Origin of the sequence: Pseudomonas sp. EZ-C24 (genome assembly GCF_014525325.1) — a bacterium.
Lineage (GTDB): Bacteria > Pseudomonadota > Gammaproteobacteria > Pseudomonadales > Pseudomonadaceae > Aquipseudomonas > Aquipseudomonas shirazensis.
The window spans coordinates 15,688-36,534 of the sequence record NZ_JACDIU010000001.1; the positions used below are offsets into that span (position 1 = coordinate 15,688).

Here is a 20,847-nt window from a genome sequence, read left to right on the forward strand (position 1 = left end):
TTGCACCATGGGACCTGGCTGCTGAACAGATGGCTTGATAATAAATTCTGGAGCATTACGCATGAAGAAAATGGGCAAGACGTTGCTGGCCGCCGCCCTCATGGGTGCCATGGCTACCGCAGTTCAGGCTGACGACAAAGTACTCCACGTCTACAACTGGTCGGACTACATTGCCCCGGATACCGTGGCCAAGTTCGAAAAGCAGACCGGCATCAAAGTGGTCTACGACGTGTTCGACAGCAACGAGACCCTCGAGGCCAAGCTGCTGGCAGGCAAGTCTGGCTACGACATCGTCGTACCGTCGAACAACTTCCTCGCCAAGCAGATCAAGGCCGGCGTCTATCAGGAGCTGGATCGCTCCAAGCTGCCCAACTGGAAAAACCTCGACGAAGACCTGCTCAAGGCCGTTGGCGATGCCAGCGACGAAGGCAACAAGCACGCCTTCCCGTACATGTGGGGTTCGATCGGTATCGGCTACAACCCGGAGAAGGTCAAGGCCGCGCTGGGCGTGGACAAGATCGACTCGTGGGACACCGTGTTCAAGCCAGAGAACATGGCCAAGCTCAAGAGCTGCGGCGTGACCTTCCTCGACGCCCCGACCGAAATGATCCCGGCCGCCTTGCACTACCTGGGCAAGCCGACCAACAGCAAAGACAAGGCTGACCTGAAAGCAGCCGAAGACCTGTTCATGAAGATCCGCCCATCGGTGGCGTACTTCCACTCGTCCAAGTACATCTCCGACCTTGCCAACGGCAACATCTGTGTTGCAGTCGGCTACTCGGGTGACCTCGAACAGTCCAAAGCCCGTGCTCACGAGGCTGGCGACAAGGTCAAGCTGGCGTACACCATTCCCAAGGAAGGTGCCGGCACCTTCTACGACATGGTCGCCATCCCCAAGGATGCCAGCAACCTCGACGCTGCCTACCAGTTCATGAACTACCTGCTGCAGCCTGAAGTCATGGCCGAGATCACCAACGCCGTGCGCTTCCCGAACGGCAACAAGGCGGCGACTGCCCTGGTCGACAAGGACATCACCAGCGACCCGGCCATCTACCCGTCGGATGCGGTGAAGAAACAGCTGTACGCAATCAGCGATCTCGATGCAGGCACCCTGCGTCTGATCACCCGCAGCTGGACCAAGATCAAGTCGGGCAAGTAAGCCTGAGTGAAAGCCTCTGGGCCGCGGTTTTCGGCCCGGAGGCGCACTGCGACGAATAAGTTTGCCGCAGCGTTCCTGCAAGGGTAAGTTGCGCGCCGGTTTTGCCAGTCTGGCGGCGCCTTTATCACTGACGGCTACCGTCACCGAATGCACTGTTTGCCAAGGAGCATCCACTTGTCTAAATCTGTACTTCGCAAGGCCTTGCTGGCCGGAGCGGGCCTGACGCTGGCATGCAGCGTCCAAGCGGCGCCTACGGTGCATCTGTACAACTGGTCGGACTACATCGGGCCAACCACCCTCGCCGATTTCGAGAAAGAAACCGGGATCAAACCGGTGCAGGACGTTTTCGACTCCAACGAAACCCTGGAAGGCAAGCTGCTCGCCGGTCGTACCGGCTATGACGTGGTCGTGCCGTCCAACCATTTCCTCGGCAAGCAGATCAAGGCGGGCGCATTCCAGAAGCTCGACCGCAGTCTGCTGTCCAACTATGCCAACCTCGACCCGGCGCTGATGAAGCGCCTGGAGAAGAATGACCCCGGCAATCTCTACGCCGTGCCGTATCTGTGGGGCACTAATGGCATCGGTTACAACGTCGACAAGGTCAAGGCCGTGCTCGGCGTCGACAGCATCGACTCGTGGGCAGTGCTGTTTGAACCGGAAAACATGAAGAAGCTGTCCAAATGCGGTGTGGCCTTCCTCGATTCGGCTGACGAAATGCTGCCCGCGGTGCTCAACTACATGGGCCTCGATCCCAACAGCAGCAACCCCAAGGATTACGCCGCCGCCGAGAAAAAGCTGCTGGCCGTGCGCCCTTACGTGACCTACTTCCATTCCTCCAAATACATCACCGACCTGGCCAACGGCGACATCTGCGTGGCCGCCGGTTTCTCCGGTGATGTGTTCCAGGCCAAGGCCCGTGCTGAAGAAGCGAAGAAGGGCGTCAACCTGGCCTACGCGATTCCCAAGGAAGGCGGCAACCTCTGGTTCGATGTACTGGCGATTCCGGCCGACTCGAAAAACAGCAAAGAGGCCCACGCTTTCATCAACTATCTGCTCAAGCCTGAGGTTATCGCCCAGGTCAGCGATTACGTCGGTTACGCCAACCCGAACCCCAAGGCTGGCGCGCTGATGGACCAGGATGTCAGGAACGACGCCGCGGTTTACCCACCGCAGGAAGTACTGGACAAGATGTTCGTCAACAGCGAGTTGCCGCCCAAGGTGCAACGTTTGATGACCCGCAGCTGGACCAAGGTCAAGTCGGGCAAATAATCATCCAGACCCGCCTCCTTGAGGGCGGGCTTAAAAATCTTGTTGGGAGTTTCACTCATGGCAGTTGCCTCCAGTGCCTATAAGAAAGCCCTCGAGGGTGGCCAGCAACCCAAGCAGGTGCTGGTCAAGATCGACCGGGTCACGAAGAAGTTCGACGAAACAATTGCCGTGGACGATGTGTCCCTGGAAATCCGCAAAGGCGAGATCTTCGCCCTGCTGGGTGGCTCCGGCTCCGGTAAATCGACCCTGCTGCGCATGCTGGCCGGGTTCGAGCGGCCGAGCGAAGGGCGCATCTATCTGGATGGCGTCGACATCACCGACATGCCGCCGTACGAGCGGCCGATCAACATGATGTTCCAGTCCTACGCCTTGTTCCCGCACATGACCGTGGCGCAGAACATCGCCTTCGGCCTGCAGCAGGACAAGATGCCCAAGGCCGAGATCGACGCCCGCGTGGACGAGATGCTCAAGCTGGTGCACATGACCCAGTACGCCAAGCGCAAGCCGCATCAGCTGTCCGGTGGCCAACGCCAGCGGGTGGCGCTGGCGCGCTCGCTGGCCAAGCGGCCGAAATTGCTGCTGCTCGATGAGCCGATGGGCGCGCTGGACAAAAAGCTGCGCTCGCAGATGCAGCTGGAGCTGGTGCAGATCATCGAGCGGGTCGGCGTGACCTGCGTGATGGTGACCCACGACCAGGAAGAAGCCATGACCATGGCCGAGCGCATCGCCATCATGCACCTGGGCTGGATCGCTCAGATCGGCTCGCCGATCGACATCTACGAAACCCCCACCAGCCGCCTGGTGTGTGAGTTCATCGGCAACGTCAACCTGTTCGAAGGGCAGGTGGTCGACGACGCCGAGGGCCACGCGCTGATCGCCAGCCCCGAGCTTGAGCGCAATATCTACGTCGGCCACGGTGTTTCCACCTCGGTCGAGGACAAGAGCATCCTCTACGCGCTGCGTCCAGAGAAGATGCTGGTCACCACCGAGCAGCCGAGCTACGAATACAACTGGTCGCGCGGCAAGGTGCATGACATCGCCTACCTGGGCGGCCACTCGGTGTTCTACGTCGAGCTGCCGAGCGGCAAGATCGTCCAGTCGTTCGTGGCCAACGCCGAGCGCCAGGGCACCCGCCCGACCTGGGGCGACGAAGTCTACGTGTGGTGGGAAGACGACAGCGGCGTGGTACTGCGCTCATGAAAATCCGCAAGCTCAAGCGAGCCTTCCAGCGGCTGGTCCCGGAGGGACGGCACTTGGTGATCGGCGTGCCGTTCATCTGGCTGTTCCTGTTCTTCATGCTGCCGTTCTTCATCGTGTTGAAGATCAGCTTTGCCGAAGCCGACGTGGCGATCCCGCCGTACACCGAGATCTACACCTACGTCGAAGACAAGATTCAGTTGGTGCTCAACCTGGCCAACTATGGGCTGTTGACCGAGGATGAGCTGTATATCTCGGCCTACCTCGGCTCGTTGAAGATGGCCTTCATCAGCACCGTGCTGTGCCTGCTGATCGGTTATCCGATGGCCTATGCCATCGCCAACGCGCGCAAGGAAAGCCAGACGGTCTTGCTGCTGCTGATCATGATGCCGACCTGGACCGCGATCCTGATCCGGGTCTACGCCTGGATGGGCATCCTCAGCAACAACGGGCTGCTCAACAGCTTCCTGATGTGGATCGGCCTGATCGATCAGCCACTGCAGATCCTCAACACCAACCTGGCGGTGTATATCGGCGTGGTCTATTCATACCTGCCGTTCATGATCCTGCCGTTGTTCGCCAACCTCGTGAAGCACGACCAGAGCCTGCTGGAAGCCGCTTCGGACCTCGGTTCGAGCACCTTCAACAGCTTCTGGAAGATCACCGTGCCGCTGTCGAAAAACGGCATCATTGCCGGCTGCATGCTGGTGTTCATTCCGGTGGTGGGTGAGTTCGTCATTCCGGAACTGCTCGGCGGCCCGGAAACCCTGATGATCGGTAAAGTGCTGTGGCAGGAATTCTTCAACAACCGTGACTGGCCGGTAGCCTCGGCGCTGGCGGTAGTAATGCTGGCGATCCTGATCGTACCGATCCTGCTGTTCAACCGTAGCCAGGCCAAAGAGATGGAGGGCAGAGCATGAAGCGTTTCAGTTTTTCCAAGCTGATGCTGGTGCTCGGCTTGCTGTTCATCTACCTGCCGATGCTGATCCTGGTGATCTACTCGTTCAACGCCTCCAAGCTGGTAACGGTATGGGGCGGCTGGTCGCTGAAGTGGTACATCGGTCTGCTCGACAACACCCAGCTGATGGGCTCGGTGATGCGCTCGCTGGAGATCGCCTGCTACACCGCGGTCGCCGCGGTGGCGCTGGGTACCCTGGCCGCGTTCGTGCTGACCCGGGTCACCCGCTTCAAGGGCCGCACGCTGTTCGGTGGCCTGGTCACGGCGCCATTGGTCATGCCCGAGGTGATCACCGGTCTGTCGCTGTTGCTGCTGTTCGTGGCCATGGCGCAGATGATCGGCTGGCCGCAGGAGCGCGGCATTGTCACCATCTGGATCGCCCACACCACGTTCTGCGCAGCCTATGTGGCGGTAGTGGTGTCGGCGCGCCTGCGTGAACTGGACCTGTCGATCGAAGAAGCGGCGATGGACCTCGGTGCCAGGCCGTGGAAGGTGTTCTTCCTGATCACCATCCCGATGATCGCGCCGTCGCTGGCGGCGGGCGGCATGATGTCGTTCGCGCTGTCGCTGGATGACCTGGTACTGGCCAGCTTCGTCTCTGGTCCGGGCTCGACTACCTTGCCGATGGAAGTGTTCTCGGCAGTGCGGCTCGGGGTCAAACCCGAGATCAACGCCGTGGCCAGCCTGATCCTGCTGTCGGTATCGCTGGTGACCTTCATGGTCTGGTACTTCAGCCGCCGCGCTGAAGAGCACCGCCGCAAGGCCATCCAGCAGGCTATCGAGGAGGGTGCAGCGGCAAGCGTTGGCCAGCCTCAGGTACGTCGCCCGGCGCAGACTGCAGCGTCCGTCTGACCTACCTCGGGGGCCGCTTCGCGGCCCTTCGCGGGTAAACCCGCTCCCACAGGCATCGCGATCGTTTCAAGGGCATCGCGGTGCCAGTGGCGGCCCCGATACCGCTCAGCTTTCAATGGTGTGTGAGTGATCCGTACTTGCTGGGTCACCTCATTTTCATGAGTTCCTCAAAACCCTGTAGGAGCGGGTTTACCCGCGAAGGCCACGACACGGAATTACTGCCAGACCGTATCCCAATGCGGGTAATCGCCAATGCTGTCGACAAGCTTGGCCCGTACTGGGTTCTCAACGATATACGTCGCTACACTGCGCATGCTTTCTTCCCTACGCAGCGCCCGATCCTGATACCCGGCTTGCCAAACCGGCCCATAGCGAACGCCGGCCTTGTGCAAGGCAAGACTGGATCTCGACTTGAACCTGCGCATCAAAGTCCCCAGCGTCACCGACTTCAATTCGATCAGCCAATGCACATGATCTGGCATCACCACCCAGGCCAACGACTGGCAGTCCTGTTCCTGATCTGACAAACGCAGCTGCTGCACAACGATGCGTGCTGTGTGTAATTGACCAAACAGCGCTTCACGCTGATGAGTGACCGTGGTCAGTAAATAACGCCTGCCAGGCTCGGACCAGCGGCCACGGCGCAGCAGGTAGGATTCGGCGAATGTCATGGTTCTTCCTTGAGTTTGACGCCCTCTTGAACCGTAGCCGTTGCCGCATGGAGAACGCGGTGCTTCTCGTTTCCGGGTATGACATTCGTGACCCTTTACAGGATCAGTCAGGCTGACTGACCCCTATCAGTGCCGATTGCGGAACCCTGATCTACGCTAACAGTCGCATCCCTCGAACCATTCGCGCGCAAGCAAGGAGCACGCATGCCGTTGAGGCGCCTATTGTCGGTCGCTTGCCTGGGTTATTTGTCGCTATTGGTGGGTTGCAAAGAAGAAATTGCCCCGCCGGAACTGCCCAGAGTAGGTGTACAGCAAGTCCAGACCACAGATTTTGCCGCCAACGTGACCCTTACCGGTGACGTGCAGGCGCGTGTGCAGACCGACCTGTCTTTCAGGGTCGGCGGCAAGATCATCTCGCGCAGCGTCGACGTCGGCGATCACGTCAAGGCCAACCAGGTGCTGGCGCGGCTCGATCCCAAGGACCTGCAGAACAACGTCGACTCGGCCAAGGCCGAGGTATTTGCTGCGCAGGCGCGGGTAACCCAGACCAGCGCGGCCTTCGTTCGCCAGCAGAAACTGCTGCCCAAGGGCTACACCAGCCGCAGCGAATATGATTCTGCCGAGGCGGCGCTGCGCGGCAATCAAAGTGCTTTGAAGGCCGCTCAGGCGCAGTTGGCCAATGCCAGGGAGCAACTGAGCTACACCGCGCTGGTTGCCGACGCCGATGGCGTCATCACCTCGCGCCAGGCCGAGGTTGGCCAGGTGGTGCAGGCGACCATGCCGATCTTTGGCCTGGCCGTGGACGGTGATCGTGATGCGGTCTTCAACGTCTACGAATCGCTGCTGATGGCGCCGCCCAGCGACGCGCCAGTGATCGTGAAGCTGCTCGACAACCCGCAGGTGCAGGCGCAGGGCCAGGTGCGCGAAGTGACCCCGACGGTGTCCGCCGACAGCGGCACGGTGCAGATCAAGGTCGCCCTGCAGAGTGTGCCCGCCGGCATGCAACTCGGCTCGCCTGTCACCGCCAGCGGCCGCACCCAGGGCCGGCCGAGCATCGAACTGCCGTGGTCGGCCTTGACCAAGGCGCTCAAGGAGCCGGCAGTGTGGGTGGTCGGTGAGGGCGACAAGGTTGAACTGCGCCCAGTCCAGGTCGGCCGCTATCTCACCGGCAGAGTGGTGATTGCCGATGGCGTCAAAGGCGGCGAGACCGTGGTGGTCAGTGGCGGGCAGCTGTTGCACCCCGGTATGCAGGTCGAGAAAGTCAACGCCAAGGACGGAGGCGCCGCGCCATGAAAGCAGTGCTGCTGATACTCTGCTCGGCTGCGCTGCTGGGCGGCTGTGGCAAGGACGAGGAGGCTGCCGAACCGGTCCGCCCGGTGCTGTCGACCGTGGTCCAGCCGCAGGTTCAGGCGCAGTTGGGGCGCTTCGCCGGGACGATCCAGGCTCGCTATGAAAGCACCCTGGGCTTTCGCGTGTCAGGACGGATCGCCCGGCGCTGGCTCGATGTCGGCGCCCAGGTCAAACCGGGCGATATCCTCGCCACCCTCGACCCGACCGATCAACAGAACCAGCTGCGCGCCGCCGAAGGCGACCTGGCGCGGGTCCAGGCGCAGTGGATCAATGCCCAGGCCAATGCCCGCCGCCAGCAGCAGCTGTACGACCGTGGCGTTGGCGCCCAGGCGCAACTGGACATCGCCCAGACCGACTTGAAAACCACCGGTGCCTCGCTCGAGCAAGCACGTGCCGCAGTCAGCCAGGCTCGCGATCAACTCGACTACAGCACCCTGCGCAGCGACAACGCCGCGGTGGTCACCGCCTGGCGTGCCGAGGCCGGGCAAACCGTCAGCGCTGGCCAGGAAGTGGTCACGCTGGCCCGCCCCGACGTCAAAGAGGCGGTCATCGACCTGCCAATCGGCCTGGCCGAACAATTGAGCAAAGACCTGACTTTCACTGTTGCCGCGCAGCTCGACCCTGCGGTCAATACTACCGCGACCCTGCGCGAGCTGGAGCCGCAAGCCGACGCCACCACCCGCACCCGGCGTGCGCGTTTGACCCTGGCCAGTACCCCCGCAGCGTTCCACCTGGGCACGGCGATCAGCGTCAACCTGTCCTCGGCGGTCACCCCGCGTAGCGAGTTGCCGCTGAGCGCCTTGCTCGAACGTGACGGCAAGACCCAGGTGTGGGTCCTCGACACCCAACAAAAGACCGTGGCCCTGCGCGACGTGACCCTGATCGACCGCACCGCCAGCAGCATCGTCGTGGCCTCCGGCGTGCAGCCGGGCGAGCGCGTGGTGACTGCCGGCGTGAACAGCTTGAAGCCCGGCCAGCCGGTCAGCTTTGACGAGGATGCGCAATGAAAGGAAGCTTCAACCTGTCCGAATGGGCGCTCAAGCATCAGTCCTTTGTCTGGTACCTGATGTTCGTCAGTGTGCTGATGGGGGTGTTCTCCTACTTCAACCTGGGCCGTGAAGAAGACCCGTCGTTCACCATCAAGACCATGGTCATCCAGACCCGCTGGCCCGGCGCGACCCAGGACGAGACGCTCAATCAGGTCACTGACCGCATCGAGAAGAAGCTCGAAGAGCTGGACTCGCTCGATTACGTCAAAAGCTATACCCGCCCCGGTGAGTCGACGGTCTATGTGTATCTGCGCGATACCACCAAGGCGCCGGATATCCCGGCCATTTGGTACCAGGTGCGCAAGAAGATCGACGACATTCGCGGCCAGTTCCCCAAAGGTATTCAGGGCCCGGCGTTCAACGATGAATTCGGCGACGTTTACGGCACCATCTATGCCTTCACCGCCGATGGCCTGAGCCAGCGGCAACTGCGCGATTACGTCGAGCAGGCCCGCGCCGAAGCCCGCGAAGTGCCCAATATCGGCAAGATCGAGCTGTTCGGCGTGCAGGACGAAGTGCTCTACCTGAACTTCTCGACGCGCAAGCTGGCGGCACTGGGGATCGACCAGCGCCAGGTCATGCAGGCTCTGCAAGCCCAGAACGCCGTTACCCCAGCGGGGGTGATCGAGGCCGGCCCTGAGCGGATTTCGGTGCGCACCAGCGGCCAGTTCAGCTCCGAGAAAGACCTCGAGGGCGTCAACCTGCGGATCAATGATCGCTTCTTCCGCCTGGCCGACATCGCCAATATCCAGCGCGGCTACACCGACCCGCCTGCACCGATGTTCCGTTACAACGGCCAGCCGGCGATTGGCCTGGCCATTGGCATGAAAGCCGGTGGCAACATCCAGGCGTTCGGCGCCGAGATGAAAGCCAAGATGGACCAGATCATCACCAACCTGCCGGTCGGGGTTGGTGTGCACACCGTGTCGGATCAGGCCGTGGTAGTGAAGAAGGCAGTTGGCGGCTTCACCAGTGCCTTGTTCGAGGCGGTACTGATCGTGTTGGCGGTAAGCTTCGTCAGCCTCGGCGTGCGCGCCGGGCTGGTGGTAGCGTGCTCGATCCCGTTGGTGCTGGCGATGGTGTTCCTGTTCATGGAATACAGCGGCATCACCATGCAGCGGATCTCGCTGGGTGCCCTGATCATCGCCCTCGGCCTGCTGGTGGATGACGCGATGATCACCGTCGAGGTGATGGTCACGCGCCTGGAAATGGGCGAAACCAAGGAGCAGGCGGCCACCTTTGCCTATACCTCGACGGCCTTCCCGATGCTGACCGGCACCCTGGTCACGGTGGCCGGCTTTGTGCCCATCGGGCTCAACGCCAGCTCTGCCGGCGAGTACACCTTCACCCTGTTCGCGGTGATCGCAGTGGCTTTGATCGTGTCGTGGGTGGTGGCGGTGTTCTTCGCCCCGGTACTCGGCGTGCATATCCTCAAGGCCAACAAGGTCAAGGAACACGGAGCCAAGACCGGCCGCGTCGGTCGTGCCTTCGAGCATGGTTTGCTGTGGTGCATGCGCAACCGCTGGTGGACGATCATCGGTACGGTGCTGATCTTCGCTCTGGCGCTGTTTTCGATGCGCTTTGTGCAGAACCAGTTCTTCCCGTCATCGGACCGCCCGGAAATCCTGGTCGACCTCAACCTGCCGCAAAACGCCTCTATCGAGGAGACCCAGAAGGTGGTCGATCGGCTTGAAGCGAAGATCAAGGACGACCCCGATCTGGTGCACTGGAGCAGTTACATCGGCCAGGGCGCGATCCGTTTCTACCTGCCGCTCGATCAGCAGCTGCAGAACCCGTACTACGCCCAGCTGGTGATCGTCAGCAAAGGCCTGGAGGAGCGTGCCGGGCTGATGGACCGGCTGCGCAAGCTGCTGCGCGAAGACTTCGTCGGCATTGGCAGCAATGTGCAGTCGCTGGAGATGGGCCCGCCGGTGGGCAGGCCAATCCAGTACCGGATCAGCGGCAAGGACATCGACCTGGTGCGCAAGCACGCGATCGACCTGGCGACCATGCTCGACAGCAATCAGCACATAGGCGAGATGATCTTCGACTGGAACGAGCCGGGCAAAGTCCTACGGGTCGAGATCGCTCAGGACAAGGCGCGTCAGTTGGGCTTGTCGTCCGAAGACGTCGCCAATGTGATGAACAGCATTGTCAGCGGCGTGCCGATCACCCAGGTCAACGACAGCATCTACCTGGTCGACGTGATCGCCCGCGCCGAAGACAGCGAGCGCGGCTCGCCCGATACCTTGCAGAACCTGCAGATACTGACTCCCAACGGCACCTCGATCCCGCTGCTGTCGATTGCCACGGTGCGCTACGAGCTGGAGCAGCCGCTGGTGTGGCGCCGCGATCGCAAGCCGACCATCACCATCAAGGCCTCGGTCAACGGTGATATCCAGCCGACCGACCTGGTCAAACAGCTCAAACCGGATATCGAAGAGTTCGCCAGCAAGTTGCCGCCGGGCTACGAAGTGGCCACCGGCGGTACGGTCGAGGAGAGCGGCAAGGCGCAGGGGCCAATTGGCCAGGTTATTCCGTTGATGCTGTTCCTCATGGCGACTTTCCTCATGATCCAGCTGCACAGCGTGCAGAAGCTGTTCCTGGTGGTCAGCGTGGCGCCCTTGGGCTTGATCGGGGTGGTGCTGGCGCTGGTGCCGACGGGTACGCCAATGGGCTTTGTGGCGATCCTCGGAATCCTGGCGCTGATCGGCATCATCATCCGCAACTCGGTGATCCTGGTCACCCAGATCGACGAATTCGAGGCGCAGGGCCTGTCGCCCTGGGCGGCGGTGCTTGAGGCGACCAACCATCGCCGCCGGCCGATCCTGCTCACCGCAGCGGCGGCCAGCCTGGGCATGATCCCGATTGCCCGCGAGGTGTTCTGGGGGCCGATGGCCTACGCCATGATCGGCGGCATCATCAGTGCAACGCTGCTGACGCTGTTGTTCCTGCCGGCGCTGTATGTGGCCTGGTACAAGATTCGCGAGCCAGAACAGTCATCCAGCTAATACCGCGCGCCGTTCAGAAAAGGCCATTGCCCAGCGCAATGGCCTTTCTGCTTTTGGTTATATAAACATTCTTAAATAGTATTTTTAAGAATATCCGCGCCTCACTATTATCAGCTTCAAGCCAGGCGCAAATCCCCTTCAAACCCCTGCCCGGCACTTCACTCACAGGAGAACGAGCATGAGTGCATCCCTGCGTAGCATCGACGGTCAGGACGAAGCGACCATTTTGCGTGAGATCCAGGCCGCCCTGCGCGACCTGCGCTTCGGCGCGGTAGAGATCACCGTGCACAACGCTCAGGTCGTGCAGATCGAGCGCAAGGAGAAGTTCCGCCTGCAGCAGCCTGGCAACAAGACCGGCTGATCGCGCACTACTTACCAATTAGAAAAAAAGCCAATTCGGGAGCTTCACCATGTCCATCCGCCGTTATGCGCTCGCCGCTCTGGCCAGTGCCGTGTTTGCCGGTTCCGCCATCGCCAAGGACTACGAACTGCTCAACGTGTCCTATGACCCAACCCGTGAGCTGTATCAGCAGTACAACGCCGAGTTCATCAAGCACTGGCAGCAGGCGCACCCGGATGACAAGGTCAAGATTCAGCAATCCCATGGTGGCTCGGGCAAGCAAGGCCGTGCAGTGATCGACGGCCTGCGCGCCGACGTGGTGACCCTGGCCCTGGCCGGCGACATCGACGAAATCGCCAAGCTCGGCAAGACTCTGCCAGAGAACTGGCAGACCCGCCTGCCGGACGCCAGCACACCGTACACCTCGACCATCGTCTTCCTGGTGCGCAAAGGCAACCCGAAAGGCATCAAGGACTGGGGCGACCTGGTCAAGAACGACGTGTCGGTGATCACTCCCAACCCGAAAACCTCCGGCGGCGCTCGCTGGAACTTCCTCGCCGCCTGGGCCTATGGCCTGAAAGCCGGCGGCAGCGAAGCCAAGGCCCAGGAATACGTGCAGCAGCTGTTCAAGCACGTGCCTGTGCTGGACACCGGCGCGCGCGGCTCGACCATCACCTTCGTCAACAATGGTCAGGGCGATGTGCTGCTGGCGTGGGAAAACGAAGCGTTCCTGGCCTTGAAGGAAGATGGCGGCGGCGACAAGTTCGAAATCGTCGTGCCTTCGCTGTCGATCCTCGCCGAGCCGCCAGTGGCAGTGGTCGACAAGAACGCGCAGAAGAAAGGCAACGAGCAGATCGCCGAGGAATACCTCAAGTATCTGTACAGCCCGGCCGGGCAGAAAATTGCCGCCGAGAACTTCTACCGCCCGCGTGACCAGAAAGTGGCTGCCGAATATGGCAAGCAATTCCCCAAACTTGACCTGGTGACCATCGACAAGGACTTCGGCGGCTGGAAAACTGCACAGCCGAAATTCTTCAACGATGGCGGTGTGTTCGACCAGATCTACCAGGCGCAGTAACTCGGCAGTACAGTGCCGCACTGGAGCTTCAGTAGCCTGCATGGGCCCGGGACTTGTCCCGGGCTTGATGCGTTAAACCAGGGACCTTTATGTCACGTCGTATATCCCCCGTCATACCCGGCTTCGGGCTGACTCTGGGCTACACCTTGGTGTACCTCAGCCTGATCGTGCTGATACCGCTGGCGGCCATGTTCGTGCATGCCTCGCAGCTGACCTGGGAGCAGTTCTGGAACATCATCAGCGCCCCGCGAGTGATTGCCGCGCTGAAGCTGAGTTTCGGCACTGCCCTGTTCGCCGCCATCATCAACGGCATCATCGGCACCCTGCTGGCCTGGGTGCTGGTGCGCTACACCTTCCCCGGGCGCAAGATCATCGACGCGATGATCGACCTGCCGTTCGCCTTGCCCACGGCAGTCGCCGGCATCGCCCTGACCGCGCTGTATGCGCCGTCCGGCTGGGTCGGGCAGTTCGCCACCGACCTCGGTTTCAAGATCGCCTACACGCCGCTGGGTATCACCCTGGCGCTGACCTTCGTCACCCTGCCATTTGTGGTGCGAACGGTGCAGCCGGTGCTGGCGGACATCCCCCGAGAAGTCGAAGAAGCGGCTGCCTGCCTGGGCGCGAAACCGTTGCAGGTATTCCGCCATATCCTCATGCCGGCGCTGCTGCCGGCCTGGTTGACCGGCTTCGCGCTGGCCTTTGCTCGCGGTGTGGGCGAGTACGGCTCGGTGATCTTCATTGCCGGCAACATGCCGATGAAGACCGAAATCTTGCCGTTGCTGATCATGGTCAAGCTCGACCAGTACGACTACACCGGCGCTACTGCCATCGGCGTCTTGATGCTGGTGGTTTCCTTCATTCTGCTGCTGCTGATCAACTTGCTTCAGCGGCGCATCGAAACCCCTTGAAGGAGGACCGCCCATGTCTGCTTCAACTCTAGGCGCAACGGCCGCCGCCAACGCCGCCCGCCGCGGCAGCGCCACCTCACGGCGGGTGCTGATCATTTCGGCCTGGCTGGTGTTTGCGCTGTTTCTGCTGTTGCCGCTGGTGATCGTGGTTTCCCAAGCGCTGAAGAACGGCTTCGGTACGTTCTTCGAGGCGATCTTCGAGCCCGATGCACTGTCGGCGCTCAGGCTGACCTTGCTCGCGGTGGCCATTTCGGTGCCGCTGAACCTGCTGTTCGGGGTCAGTGCGGCGTGGTGCGTGAGCAAGTACAACTTTGCCGGCAAGAGCATCCTGGTGACCTTGATCGACCTGCCGTTCTCGGTGTCGCCGGTAATCGCCGGTCTGGTCTATGTGCTGATGTTCGGCGCGCAGGGCTTCTTCGGGCCGTGGCTGCAGGATCACGACATCCAGATCGTGTTCGCCTTGCCGGGCATCGTCCTGGCGACCATCTTCGTTACCGTGCCATTCGTAGCCCGTGAGCTGATCCCGCTGATGCAAGAGCAGGGCACTCAAGAGGAAGAGGCCGCGCGCCTGCTTGGCGCCAATGGCTGGCAGATGTTCTGGCACGTGACCCTGCCCAACATCAAATGGGGCCTGATCTACGGCGTGGTGCTGTGTACTGCGCGAGCGATGGGCGAGTTTGGTGCGGTGTCGGTGGTCTCCGGGCATATCCGCGGGGTTACCAACACCTTGCCGCTGCACGTCGAAATCCTCTACAACGAATACAACCACGTCGCGGCGTTCAGCGTGGCGAGCTTGCTGCTGATCCTGGCGCTCTTCATCCTGCTGCTCAAGCAGTGGAGCGAGAACCGTATTAACCGTCTGCGCCAAAGCGCAGCGGAGGAATAATTCATGTCGATCGAAGTTCGTAACGTCAGCAAGCGCTTCAACAGCTTCCAGGCTCTGGACAACATCAACCTGGATATCAACAGCGGCGAGCTGGTGGCTCTGCTCGGCCCGTCGGGCTGCGGCAAGACCACCCTGCTGCGGATCATCGCCGGCCTCGAAACGCCGGACGATGGCAGCATCGTCTTCCATGGCGAAGATGTCTCCGGGCATGACGTGCGTGATCGCAACGTCGGCTTCGTGTTCCAGCATTACGCGCTGTTCCGCCACATGAGCGTGTTCGACAACGTCGCCTTCGGCCTGCGCATGAAGCCCAAGGGCGAGCGGCCGAGCGAAAGCCGCATCGCCGAGAAGGTCCATGAGCTGTTGAACATGGTCCAGCTCGACTGGCTGGCCGACCGTTACCCCGAGCAGCTGTCCGGCGGCCAGCGTCAGCGTATCGCTCTGGCTCGCGCCCTGGCGGTCGAGCCCAAGGTACTGCTGCTCGACGAGCCGTTCGGTGCGCTGGATGCCAAGGTGCGTAAAGAGCTGCGCCGCTGGCTGGCGCGGCTGCACGAAGACATCAACCTGACCTCGGTATTCGTTACCCACGACCAGGAAGAAGCGATGGAAGTCGCCGACCGCATCGTGGTGATGAACAAGGGCGTGATCGAGCAGATCGGCTCGCCGGGTGAGGTCTATGAAAAGCCAGCCAACGACTTCGTCTATCACTTCCTTGGTGACTCCAACCGCATGAGCCTGAGTGAAGGCAACCATGTGCTGTTCCGCCCACACGAGGTGTCGTTGTCGCGGCATGAAACCGAAGGCCACCATGCGGCCGAGGTGCGTGATATTCGGCCGTTGGGCGCGACCACGCGGGTGACCTTGAAGGTGGAAGGGCAGAGCGAGCTGATCGAAGCCGAGGTGGTCAAGGACCATGACAGCCTGACCGGGCTGGCGCGGGGCGAGACATTGTTCTTCCGGCCCAAGGTTTGGCAGAAGGTGGCTGATATCTGATCCATTCTGGGGCCGCTTTGCGGCCCAATCGCGACACGAGGCCGCTCCTACCGGGACCGCGCAGTCCCTGACACGGCGCGGCCTCTGTAGGAGCGGCCTTGTGTCGCGATTGGGCTGCAAAGCAGCCCCATCCCCCGCAAGACCAATGCCTTCCAGGAATATTTCAAATGCCGCCCAGGCATCAAAATCCCCGCCATCACGGCCAGCCCACGAACCACGCGGGCTGCGGCCTTCCCCCTAATACCAATATTCAATTAAGTTCTAAGTTTGCGTTTAAACATTACTTTCAGAGATAAGCGTCTGGCACCGATGATTCAGCCATGAATCGAGACCCCAGGAGTTTGATCAATGGGTAATGTCCATACGGCCGTCAGGGCCTACGACCAGCCATGGCGCCCGGCCCCGGGCGACCTGGTCGAGCTTGGACGCACGCTTCGTCTGCCGCTCGGCCAGCTGCGCCTGCAACGCACGCCGGTCAGCGGCCTCAAGCGCCGCGACAAATGGGCCTTGGCCCTGCTGGTAGTGGCGTTGCATGGCGCGGCGGCGTACTGGATCAGCCAGAGCCCGACCCCGCCGTTACCGGTCGTGCCACCGCAGATCCCACCCATGACCATCGAGTTTGCCGCACCGGCCCCGCCCGTGGTCGAACCGCCACCGCCTGCACCAGCGCCTCCGGTAGTCGAGCCGCCACCGCCGCCGGTAGTCGATGAGCTGGCGGCCAAACCTGCACCCAAGCCTGTGCCTAAACCGAAACCCAAGCCGGTGCCAAAGCCTGTCGCCAAGCCCGTGCCGAAACCGGTGGAAACTCCGCCGCCGCCAGTTGCAGCACCTGCGCCAACGCCAGCTCCACCGGCGCCAGCGCCGGTCACGCCGCCGTCGGCCAACGCTGCCTACCTGAAGAACCCGGCGCCGGAATACCCGCAGATGGCCCAGCGCCGCGGCTGGGAAGGCACCGTGCTGCTGCGGGTCGAGGTCATGGCCAGCGGCAAGCCCGGCCAGATCCAGATTCAGAAAAGCAGTGGCCGCCCGGCCCTCGACGACGCCGCACTGGCGGCCGTCAAGCGCTGGAGCTTTGTCCCGGCCAAGCAGGGCGATGTCGCCCAGTCCGGCTGGGTAAGTGTGCCGATCGACTTCAAGCTGCGCTGATTACACCCCTGAACATGCACCTGAACCGTATACCGACCGAACATAGGAAGACTTCATCATGAGCCTGCTGGCATCCGCATCTCCCCTCGAGTCCGTTGAAGTAGCCGTGATCTGGCTGCTGGTTGTGTTCTCTGTCGCCACCTGGGGCCTGGCGCTGATCAAGGCCGTACAGTTCGTGCGCCTGAAGAACCAGGACAAACGCTTTCACAGGCAGTTCTGGGCTGCCTCCAGCCTCGACTCGGCGGCCGAGCTCAGCCACGAACTGCCAGGCCCGGCCGCCCGCGTGGCGCAGTCCGGGTACGCCGCCATCGCCGTGGGTGAGCCTGGCCATGCCAGCGACCTTAGCCAGTCGATCAACCATCAGGACCGCCTCGAACGTGCCCTGCGCCAGCAGATCGTGCGTGAACGGCGCTCGCTGGAGACCGGCCTTGCTGTAGTCGCCAGTATCGGCAGCACCTCGCCCTTCATCGGCCTGTTCGGCACCGTCTGGGGCATCATGGAAGCGCTCAAGGGCATCAGTGCGGCAGGTTCGGCCAGCCTCGAAACCGTGGCCGGGCCGATCGGTGCGGCACTGGTTGCAACCGGCGTTGGTATTGCGGTCGCGGTGCCGGCGGTGCTGGTCTACAACTACTTCCTGCGCCGGCTCAAGCTGACCGCTGCCGACCTCGATGACTTTGCCCATGACTTCTACAGCCTGGCCCAGAAGAGCGCCTTCCGCGTGCTGGTCCACCCGACCGCACACAAGCCTCAGGCCGGCTTCACCCAGCCCGTGAAAGAGGCGTCCTGATATGGCCTTTTCAACCCAGGACAACGACGAAGTCCTCAGTGAAATCAACGTCACGCCACTGGTCGACGTCATGCTGGTGCTGCTGGTGGTGTTCATCGTCACCGCACCGCTGCTGACCAACGCCATACCGATCAACCTGCCCAAGACCGAAGCCGTGGCCCCGGTCGAGCAGAAAGACCCGCTGGTGGTCAGCATCGATGGTGGCGGCAAGCTGTTCATCAACAAGGACGAGATCCAGCCAGACCTGCTCGAAAGCAACCTCAAGGCGGCCAAGCTCAAGGACGCCGAGGTGCGAGTGCAGCTGCAGGCCGACGATGGCGTCAACTACGGCGAAGTAGCCCGCGCCATGGCGGCCATCGAACGCGCCGGGATCACCAAGCTGGCGGTGATAACCGCACGCTAGAGCCCGTCGTACCCTCTTCAGGCAAGTGCTTCAGGGCCATACCTCTTGGCAGGGGGGTGGCCCTTTTTTTATTTGCGAAACGTAAATTGGTTATAAACACATAGCTTCTTATTCCTTTACGGATATATCCCGCTCCCTATACTGGTCAACAAGCACGCAAACTTCCTGGAGGCGTCCCCATGCGCAATGAGTCAATTCGTTACCTGATTGTGCCGGGCTGGCAAGGATCGCCAGACAATCATTGGCAAAGCCACTGGCAGCGCAGCCTGCCCAACAGCGCTCGGGTCGAGCAGGCCGACTGGCTGACGCCGCAGCGGCGCGATTGGGTGCAGGCGCTGGAGCAGGCGATTGCCGCCGACAGTACGCCGGTAATCCTGATTGCCCACAGCCTGGGCTGCATCACCGTTGCCCATTGGGCCGCTGCGGCCAGCCCGGCCTTGCTCGCACGGGTACGTGGCGCCTTGCTGGTGGCACCGGCGGATGTCGAACGGCCAACCTGCGCGCCGGCGCTGCGCAACTTCGCGCCGATCCCGCTGCAGGCGTTGCCGTTTGCCAGCCAAGTAGTGAGCTCGGACAACGACCCAGCGGTGAGCGTGCCGCGGGCGCTGTATCTGGCCCAGGAATGGGCGGCCGAGGCGGGCCTGTTGGCCAATGCCGGGCATATCAACGTCAAGTCCGGGCATGAGCGCTGGGAGCAGGGCTTTGCCTACCTGTACCGCCTGCAAAGCCGGATCGAGCAGCGCACGCTACGGCGCGCCTGACCCGGCAGTTATCCACAGAATGCCTGAGACGCCCGGCTGCTGATGGCCCGGCGGGAGTTTGTCATGACCTTGCACGCCCCTTTCGGCCAGCCGCTGCTGACCTTCCCCGAGCTGGATAAAAGCCCGCTGAGCATTCGCGCCAAGGCGCTGGTGTTTGTCGACCCGCGCTCGCAGCAGCTGCGCCGAGACCTGGAGCGTCTGGCAGTGCAGCCGCTGCCGGTGCTGATCCGTGGCGAAACCGGCACCGGCAAGGAGCTGCTGGCGCGGCAGATCCATCGCGCCAGCGACCGCGCCGGCCTGTTCGTTTCGGTCAACTGCGCCGCCATCAGCCATACCTACGCCGATGCCGAGCTGTTCGGCTACAGCGCCGGCAGCCACGGCGGCACCGCCAGCAGCCGGGCCGGTTGGTTTGGTTCGGCCAATGGCGGCACGCTGTACCTGGATGAGATTGCCGACCTGCCGTTGGCGATTCAGGCCAAGTTGCTCGCCGCGCTGGAAAACCGTGAAGTAACCCGGGTCGGTGCGCAGCAGCCGCAGCCGGTCGACGTGCGCCTGGTTGCCGCTTCGAGCATTGACCTGGCCCTGGCCGTGGCGGCAGGGCGCTTCAACGAGCGGCTCTACCTGTACCTGCACGAGGGCGAGCTGGAACTGCCGGCACTGCGTGAGCGGGTAGGCGATATCCTGCCGTTGGCCGAGTACTTCGTCGGCATCTACAGCGCCCGGCTGGAGCGGCCGGTGCCACTGATCAGCGACCTGGCCCAGCAAGCGCTGGAGGCGCATACCTGGCCGGGCAATACCCGCGAGCTGGAAAACGTCATCCATTTCGCCCTGCTGGTGAGCGATGGCGACGAGATCCTCGCCGAGCAACTCGACCTGCCCGACAGCGCACCGCTGGCCAGCCTGGCGGCGCGACTGAGCCAGCTCGGTCATAGCCGGGAGCCGCACACCAGCGCAGCCCTGCGCCAGTTGCTCGAGTCAGCATTGGCGGCACTCAAATAGTCGATCATGCGGCTAATAAGCGAAGTCGATGATGGCCAATTCTTTTTGATATAAGCAGCTAATCAAAAGATATTGTTCCGGAATATAAAATCCCGGTATCGTCCGCTTCACGCCCAGCGCAGCTTGCGCCGGGCACCCCATATTGCCGTCGCCGATGGCTCAGCTTACTTAAGGATCACCATGAAGAAATCCCTGCTGACTGCGGCCCTGGCTGCTGCCCTGGCGCTGACCGGCGTTGCCCATGCGGCCGAGAAACTGGTAGTCGCTGCCACCCCGGTGCCGCATGCCGAGATCCTCGAACTGATCAAGCCGACCCTGGCCAAGGAAGGTGTCGATCTGGAGATCAAGGTCTTCACCGACTACGTGCAACCGAACGTGCAGGTCGATCAGAAGCGCCTGGATGCCAACTACTTCCAGACCCTGCCGTACCTGAAGAGCTTCAACGAAGGTAAAGGCACCAACCTGGTCACCGTGATCGGTGTCCACGTTGAACCCTTCGGCGGCTACTCGAAGAAGATCAAGAACCTCAGCGAGCTGAAAGACGGCGCTACCGTTGCCATCCCCAACGAGGGCAGCAACAGCGGCCGCGCCCTGATCCTGCTGCAGAAGGCTGGCCTGATCACCCTGAAAGACCCGAAAAACGCCCTGGCCACGCCGAAAGACATCGCCGAGAACCCAAAGAACCTCAAGTTCAAGGAACTTGAATCGGCCATGCTGGCGCGCGTGCTGGACCAGGTTGACCTGGACATGATCAACACCAACTACGCCCTAGAAGCAGGTCTGAACCCGGCCAAGGACGCCTTGATCATCGAAGGTAGCGACTCGCCGTACGTCAACTTCCTGGTGGCTCGCCCGGACAACAAGGACAGCGATGCCATGCAGAAACTGGCCAAAGCGCTGACCAGCCCGGAAGTGAAAGCCTTCATCGCCAAGAAATACAGCGGTGCGGTACTGCCAGCGTTCTGATTTGCACGCTGACTGCCCTGAAAAAAACGCCGACGCATTTGCGTCGGCGTTTTTGTTTCTGCGA

The 20,847-nt window shown here is 61.9% G+C and carries 20 protein-coding genes; 19 read left to right on the plus strand and 1 reads right to left on the minus strand.

Translation table 11 applies throughout. The features are described 5' to 3' along the window. Positions 1-61: 61 nt before the first annotated feature. From IDM28_RS00070 to IDM28_RS00090, 5 genes are all read left to right on the plus strand, one after another. Positions 62-1,159, plus strand: a complete 1,098-nt coding sequence (locus IDM28_RS00070; RefSeq protein WP_101315312.1) for a polyamine ABC transporter substrate-binding protein — start codon at positions 62-64, stop codon at positions 1,157-1,159. A gap of 174 nt (positions 1,160-1,333) precedes the next feature. Then, a complete protein-coding gene (locus tag IDM28_RS00075) occupies positions 1,334-2,428 on the plus strand; it encodes a polyamine ABC transporter substrate-binding protein (protein ID WP_188035125.1) in 1,095 nt (364 codons plus the stop codon). Positions 2,429-2,485: 57 nt separating this feature from the next. After that, positions 2,486-3,628: a polyamine ABC transporter ATP-binding protein gene (gene potA, locus IDM28_RS00080; RefSeq protein WP_101315316.1), complete on the plus strand. Its 1,143-nt coding sequence runs from the start codon at positions 2,486-2,488 to the stop codon at positions 3,626-3,628. Next, positions 3,625-4,545, plus strand: coding sequence for an ABC transporter permease subunit (locus IDM28_RS00085; RefSeq protein WP_101315318.1), 921 nt, complete (start codon positions 3,625-3,627; stop codon positions 4,543-4,545). The genes potA and IDM28_RS00085 overlap by 4 nt, the downstream gene beginning before the upstream one ends. Then, positions 4,542-5,435, plus strand: coding sequence for an ABC transporter permease subunit (locus IDM28_RS00090; protein ID WP_150570415.1), 894 nt, complete (start codon positions 4,542-4,544; stop codon positions 5,433-5,435). The genes IDM28_RS00085 and IDM28_RS00090 overlap by 4 nt, the downstream gene beginning before the upstream one ends. A gap of 215 nt (positions 5,436-5,650) precedes the next feature. Here IDM28_RS00090 and IDM28_RS00095 read toward each other — a convergent pair whose 3' ends face one another. Next, a complete protein-coding gene (locus IDM28_RS00095) occupies positions 5,651-6,106 on the minus strand; it encodes an REP-associated tyrosine transposase (protein WP_101315322.1) in 456 nt (151 codons plus the stop codon). A gap of 204 nt (positions 6,107-6,310) precedes the next feature. Here IDM28_RS00095 and IDM28_RS00100 point away from each other — a divergent pair, with 204 nt between their 5' ends. The 14 genes from IDM28_RS00100 (at position 6,311) to IDM28_RS00165 (ending at position 20,783) form a co-directional block, all read left to right on the plus strand. After that, entirely contained in the window at positions 6,311-7,399 is a 1,089-nt protein-coding gene (locus tag IDM28_RS00100) for an efflux RND transporter periplasmic adaptor subunit (RefSeq protein WP_101315323.1), read from the plus strand. Beyond that, positions 7,396-8,463, plus strand: coding sequence for an efflux RND transporter periplasmic adaptor subunit (locus tag IDM28_RS00105; RefSeq protein WP_101315325.1), 1,068 nt, complete (start codon positions 7,396-7,398; stop codon positions 8,461-8,463). The genes IDM28_RS00100 and IDM28_RS00105 overlap by 4 nt, the downstream gene beginning before the upstream one ends. Further along, positions 8,460-11,516, plus strand: a complete 3,057-nt coding sequence (locus tag IDM28_RS00110) for an efflux RND transporter permease subunit (RefSeq protein WP_188035126.1) — start codon at positions 8,460-8,462, stop codon at positions 11,514-11,516. Before IDM28_RS00105 ends, IDM28_RS00110 begins: the two co-directional genes overlap by 4 nt. A 178-nt stretch (positions 11,517-11,694) precedes the next feature. Then, entirely contained in the window at positions 11,695-11,877 is a 183-nt protein-coding gene (oscA, locus tag IDM28_RS00115) for a sulfur starvation response protein OscA (RefSeq protein ID WP_101315329.1), read from the plus strand. A 49-nt stretch (positions 11,878-11,926) separates the two neighbouring features. Next, entirely contained in the window at positions 11,927-12,934 is a 1,008-nt protein-coding gene (locus IDM28_RS00120) for a sulfate ABC transporter substrate-binding protein (protein WP_101315331.1), read from the plus strand. Positions 12,935-13,023: 89 nt separating this feature from the next. After that, positions 13,024-13,842: a sulfate ABC transporter permease subunit CysT gene (gene cysT / locus IDM28_RS00125; RefSeq protein WP_101315333.1), complete on the plus strand. Its 819-nt coding sequence runs from the start codon at positions 13,024-13,026 to the stop codon at positions 13,840-13,842. A 13-nt stretch (positions 13,843-13,855) separates the two neighbouring features. Further along, positions 13,856-14,728 (plus strand): sulfate ABC transporter permease subunit CysW, encoded by an 873-nt coding sequence (gene cysW / locus IDM28_RS00130; RefSeq protein WP_101315335.1) that lies wholly within the window; start codon positions 13,856-13,858, stop codon positions 14,726-14,728. A gap of 3 nt (positions 14,729-14,731) precedes the next feature. Next, complete coding sequence (locus IDM28_RS00135) at positions 14,732-15,721, plus strand: sulfate/molybdate ABC transporter ATP-binding protein (RefSeq protein WP_101315337.1); 990 nt, start codon at positions 14,732-14,734, stop codon at positions 15,719-15,721. Positions 15,722-16,069: 348 nt separating this feature from the next. Beyond that, the gene (locus IDM28_RS00140) at positions 16,070-16,867 is read left to right on the plus strand and encodes an energy transducer TonB (RefSeq protein ID WP_101315339.1); all 798 of its coding nucleotides are present in this window, start codon (positions 16,070-16,072) and stop codon (positions 16,865-16,867) included. Between the two features lie 58 nt (positions 16,868-16,925). After that, complete coding sequence (locus IDM28_RS00145; protein WP_188035127.1) at positions 16,926-17,654, plus strand: MotA/TolQ/ExbB proton channel family protein; 729 nt, start codon at positions 16,926-16,928, stop codon at positions 17,652-17,654. Position 17,655: 1 nt separating this feature from the next. After that, entirely contained in the window at positions 17,656-18,057 is a 402-nt protein-coding gene (locus IDM28_RS00150) for an ExbD/TolR family protein (RefSeq protein ID WP_101315343.1), read from the plus strand. Between the two features lie 179 nt (positions 18,058-18,236). Then, complete coding sequence (locus tag IDM28_RS00155) at positions 18,237-18,818, plus strand: alpha/beta hydrolase (protein WP_150570412.1); 582 nt, start codon at positions 18,237-18,239, stop codon at positions 18,816-18,818. Between the two features lie 63 nt (positions 18,819-18,881). Continuing rightward, positions 18,882-19,817: a sigma 54-interacting transcriptional regulator gene (locus tag IDM28_RS00160; protein ID WP_150573042.1), complete on the plus strand. Its 936-nt coding sequence runs from the start codon at positions 18,882-18,884 to the stop codon at positions 19,815-19,817. 180 nt (positions 19,818-19,997) lie between these two features. Beyond that, the gene (locus IDM28_RS00165; protein ID WP_101315350.1) at positions 19,998-20,783 is read left to right on the plus strand and encodes a MetQ/NlpA family ABC transporter substrate-binding protein; all 786 of its coding nucleotides are present in this window, start codon (positions 19,998-20,000) and stop codon (positions 20,781-20,783) included. Positions 20,784-20,847 lie beyond the last annotated feature (64 nt).

Excerpts from the sequence above, each read along its gene's own strand:
- IDM28_RS00070 (WP_101315312.1), top strand. The coding sequence starts at position 62 with ATGAAGAAAATGGGCAAGACGTTGCTGGCCGCCGCCCTCATGGGTGCC.
- potA (WP_101315316.1), top strand. The coding sequence starts at position 2,486 with ATGGCAGTTGCCTCCAGTGCCTATAAGAAAGCCCTCGAGGGTGGCCAG.
- IDM28_RS00085 (WP_101315318.1), top strand. The coding sequence starts at position 3,625 with ATGAAAATCCGCAAGCTCAAGCGAGCCTTCCAGCGGCTGGTCCCGGAG.
- IDM28_RS00090 (WP_150570415.1), top strand. The coding sequence starts at position 4,542 with ATGAAGCGTTTCAGTTTTTCCAAGCTGATGCTGGTGCTCGGCTTGCTG.
- IDM28_RS00095 (WP_101315322.1), bottom strand. The coding sequence starts at position 6,106 with ATGACATTCGCCGAATCCTACCTGCTGCGCCGTGGCCGCTGGTCCGAG.
- IDM28_RS00100 (WP_101315323.1), top strand. The coding sequence starts at position 6,311 with ATGCCGTTGAGGCGCCTATTGTCGGTCGCTTGCCTGGGTTATTTGTCG.
- IDM28_RS00105 (WP_101315325.1), top strand. The coding sequence starts at position 7,396 with ATGAAAGCAGTGCTGCTGATACTCTGCTCGGCTGCGCTGCTGGGCGGC.
- IDM28_RS00110 (WP_188035126.1), top strand. The coding sequence starts at position 8,460 with ATGAAAGGAAGCTTCAACCTGTCCGAATGGGCGCTCAAGCATCAGTCC.
- oscA (WP_101315329.1), top strand. The coding sequence starts at position 11,695 with ATGAGTGCATCCCTGCGTAGCATCGACGGTCAGGACGAAGCGACCATT.
- IDM28_RS00120 (WP_101315331.1), top strand. The coding sequence starts at position 11,927 with ATGTCCATCCGCCGTTATGCGCTCGCCGCTCTGGCCAGTGCCGTGTTT.
- cysT (WP_101315333.1), top strand. The coding sequence starts at position 13,024 with ATGTCACGTCGTATATCCCCCGTCATACCCGGCTTCGGGCTGACTCTG.
- cysW (WP_101315335.1), top strand. The coding sequence starts at position 13,856 with ATGTCTGCTTCAACTCTAGGCGCAACGGCCGCCGCCAACGCCGCCCGC.
- IDM28_RS00135 (WP_101315337.1), top strand. The coding sequence starts at position 14,732 with ATGTCGATCGAAGTTCGTAACGTCAGCAAGCGCTTCAACAGCTTCCAG.
- IDM28_RS00140 (WP_101315339.1), top strand. The coding sequence starts at position 16,070 with ATGGGTAATGTCCATACGGCCGTCAGGGCCTACGACCAGCCATGGCGC.
- IDM28_RS00145 (WP_188035127.1), top strand. The coding sequence starts at position 16,926 with ATGAGCCTGCTGGCATCCGCATCTCCCCTCGAGTCCGTTGAAGTAGCC.
- IDM28_RS00150 (WP_101315343.1), top strand. The coding sequence starts at position 17,656 with ATGGCCTTTTCAACCCAGGACAACGACGAAGTCCTCAGTGAAATCAAC.
- IDM28_RS00155 (WP_150570412.1), top strand. The coding sequence starts at position 18,237 with ATGCGCAATGAGTCAATTCGTTACCTGATTGTGCCGGGCTGGCAAGGA.
- IDM28_RS00160 (WP_150573042.1), top strand. The coding sequence starts at position 18,882 with ATGACCTTGCACGCCCCTTTCGGCCAGCCGCTGCTGACCTTCCCCGAG.
- IDM28_RS00165 (WP_101315350.1), top strand. The coding sequence starts at position 19,998 with ATGAAGAAATCCCTGCTGACTGCGGCCCTGGCTGCTGCCCTGGCGCTG.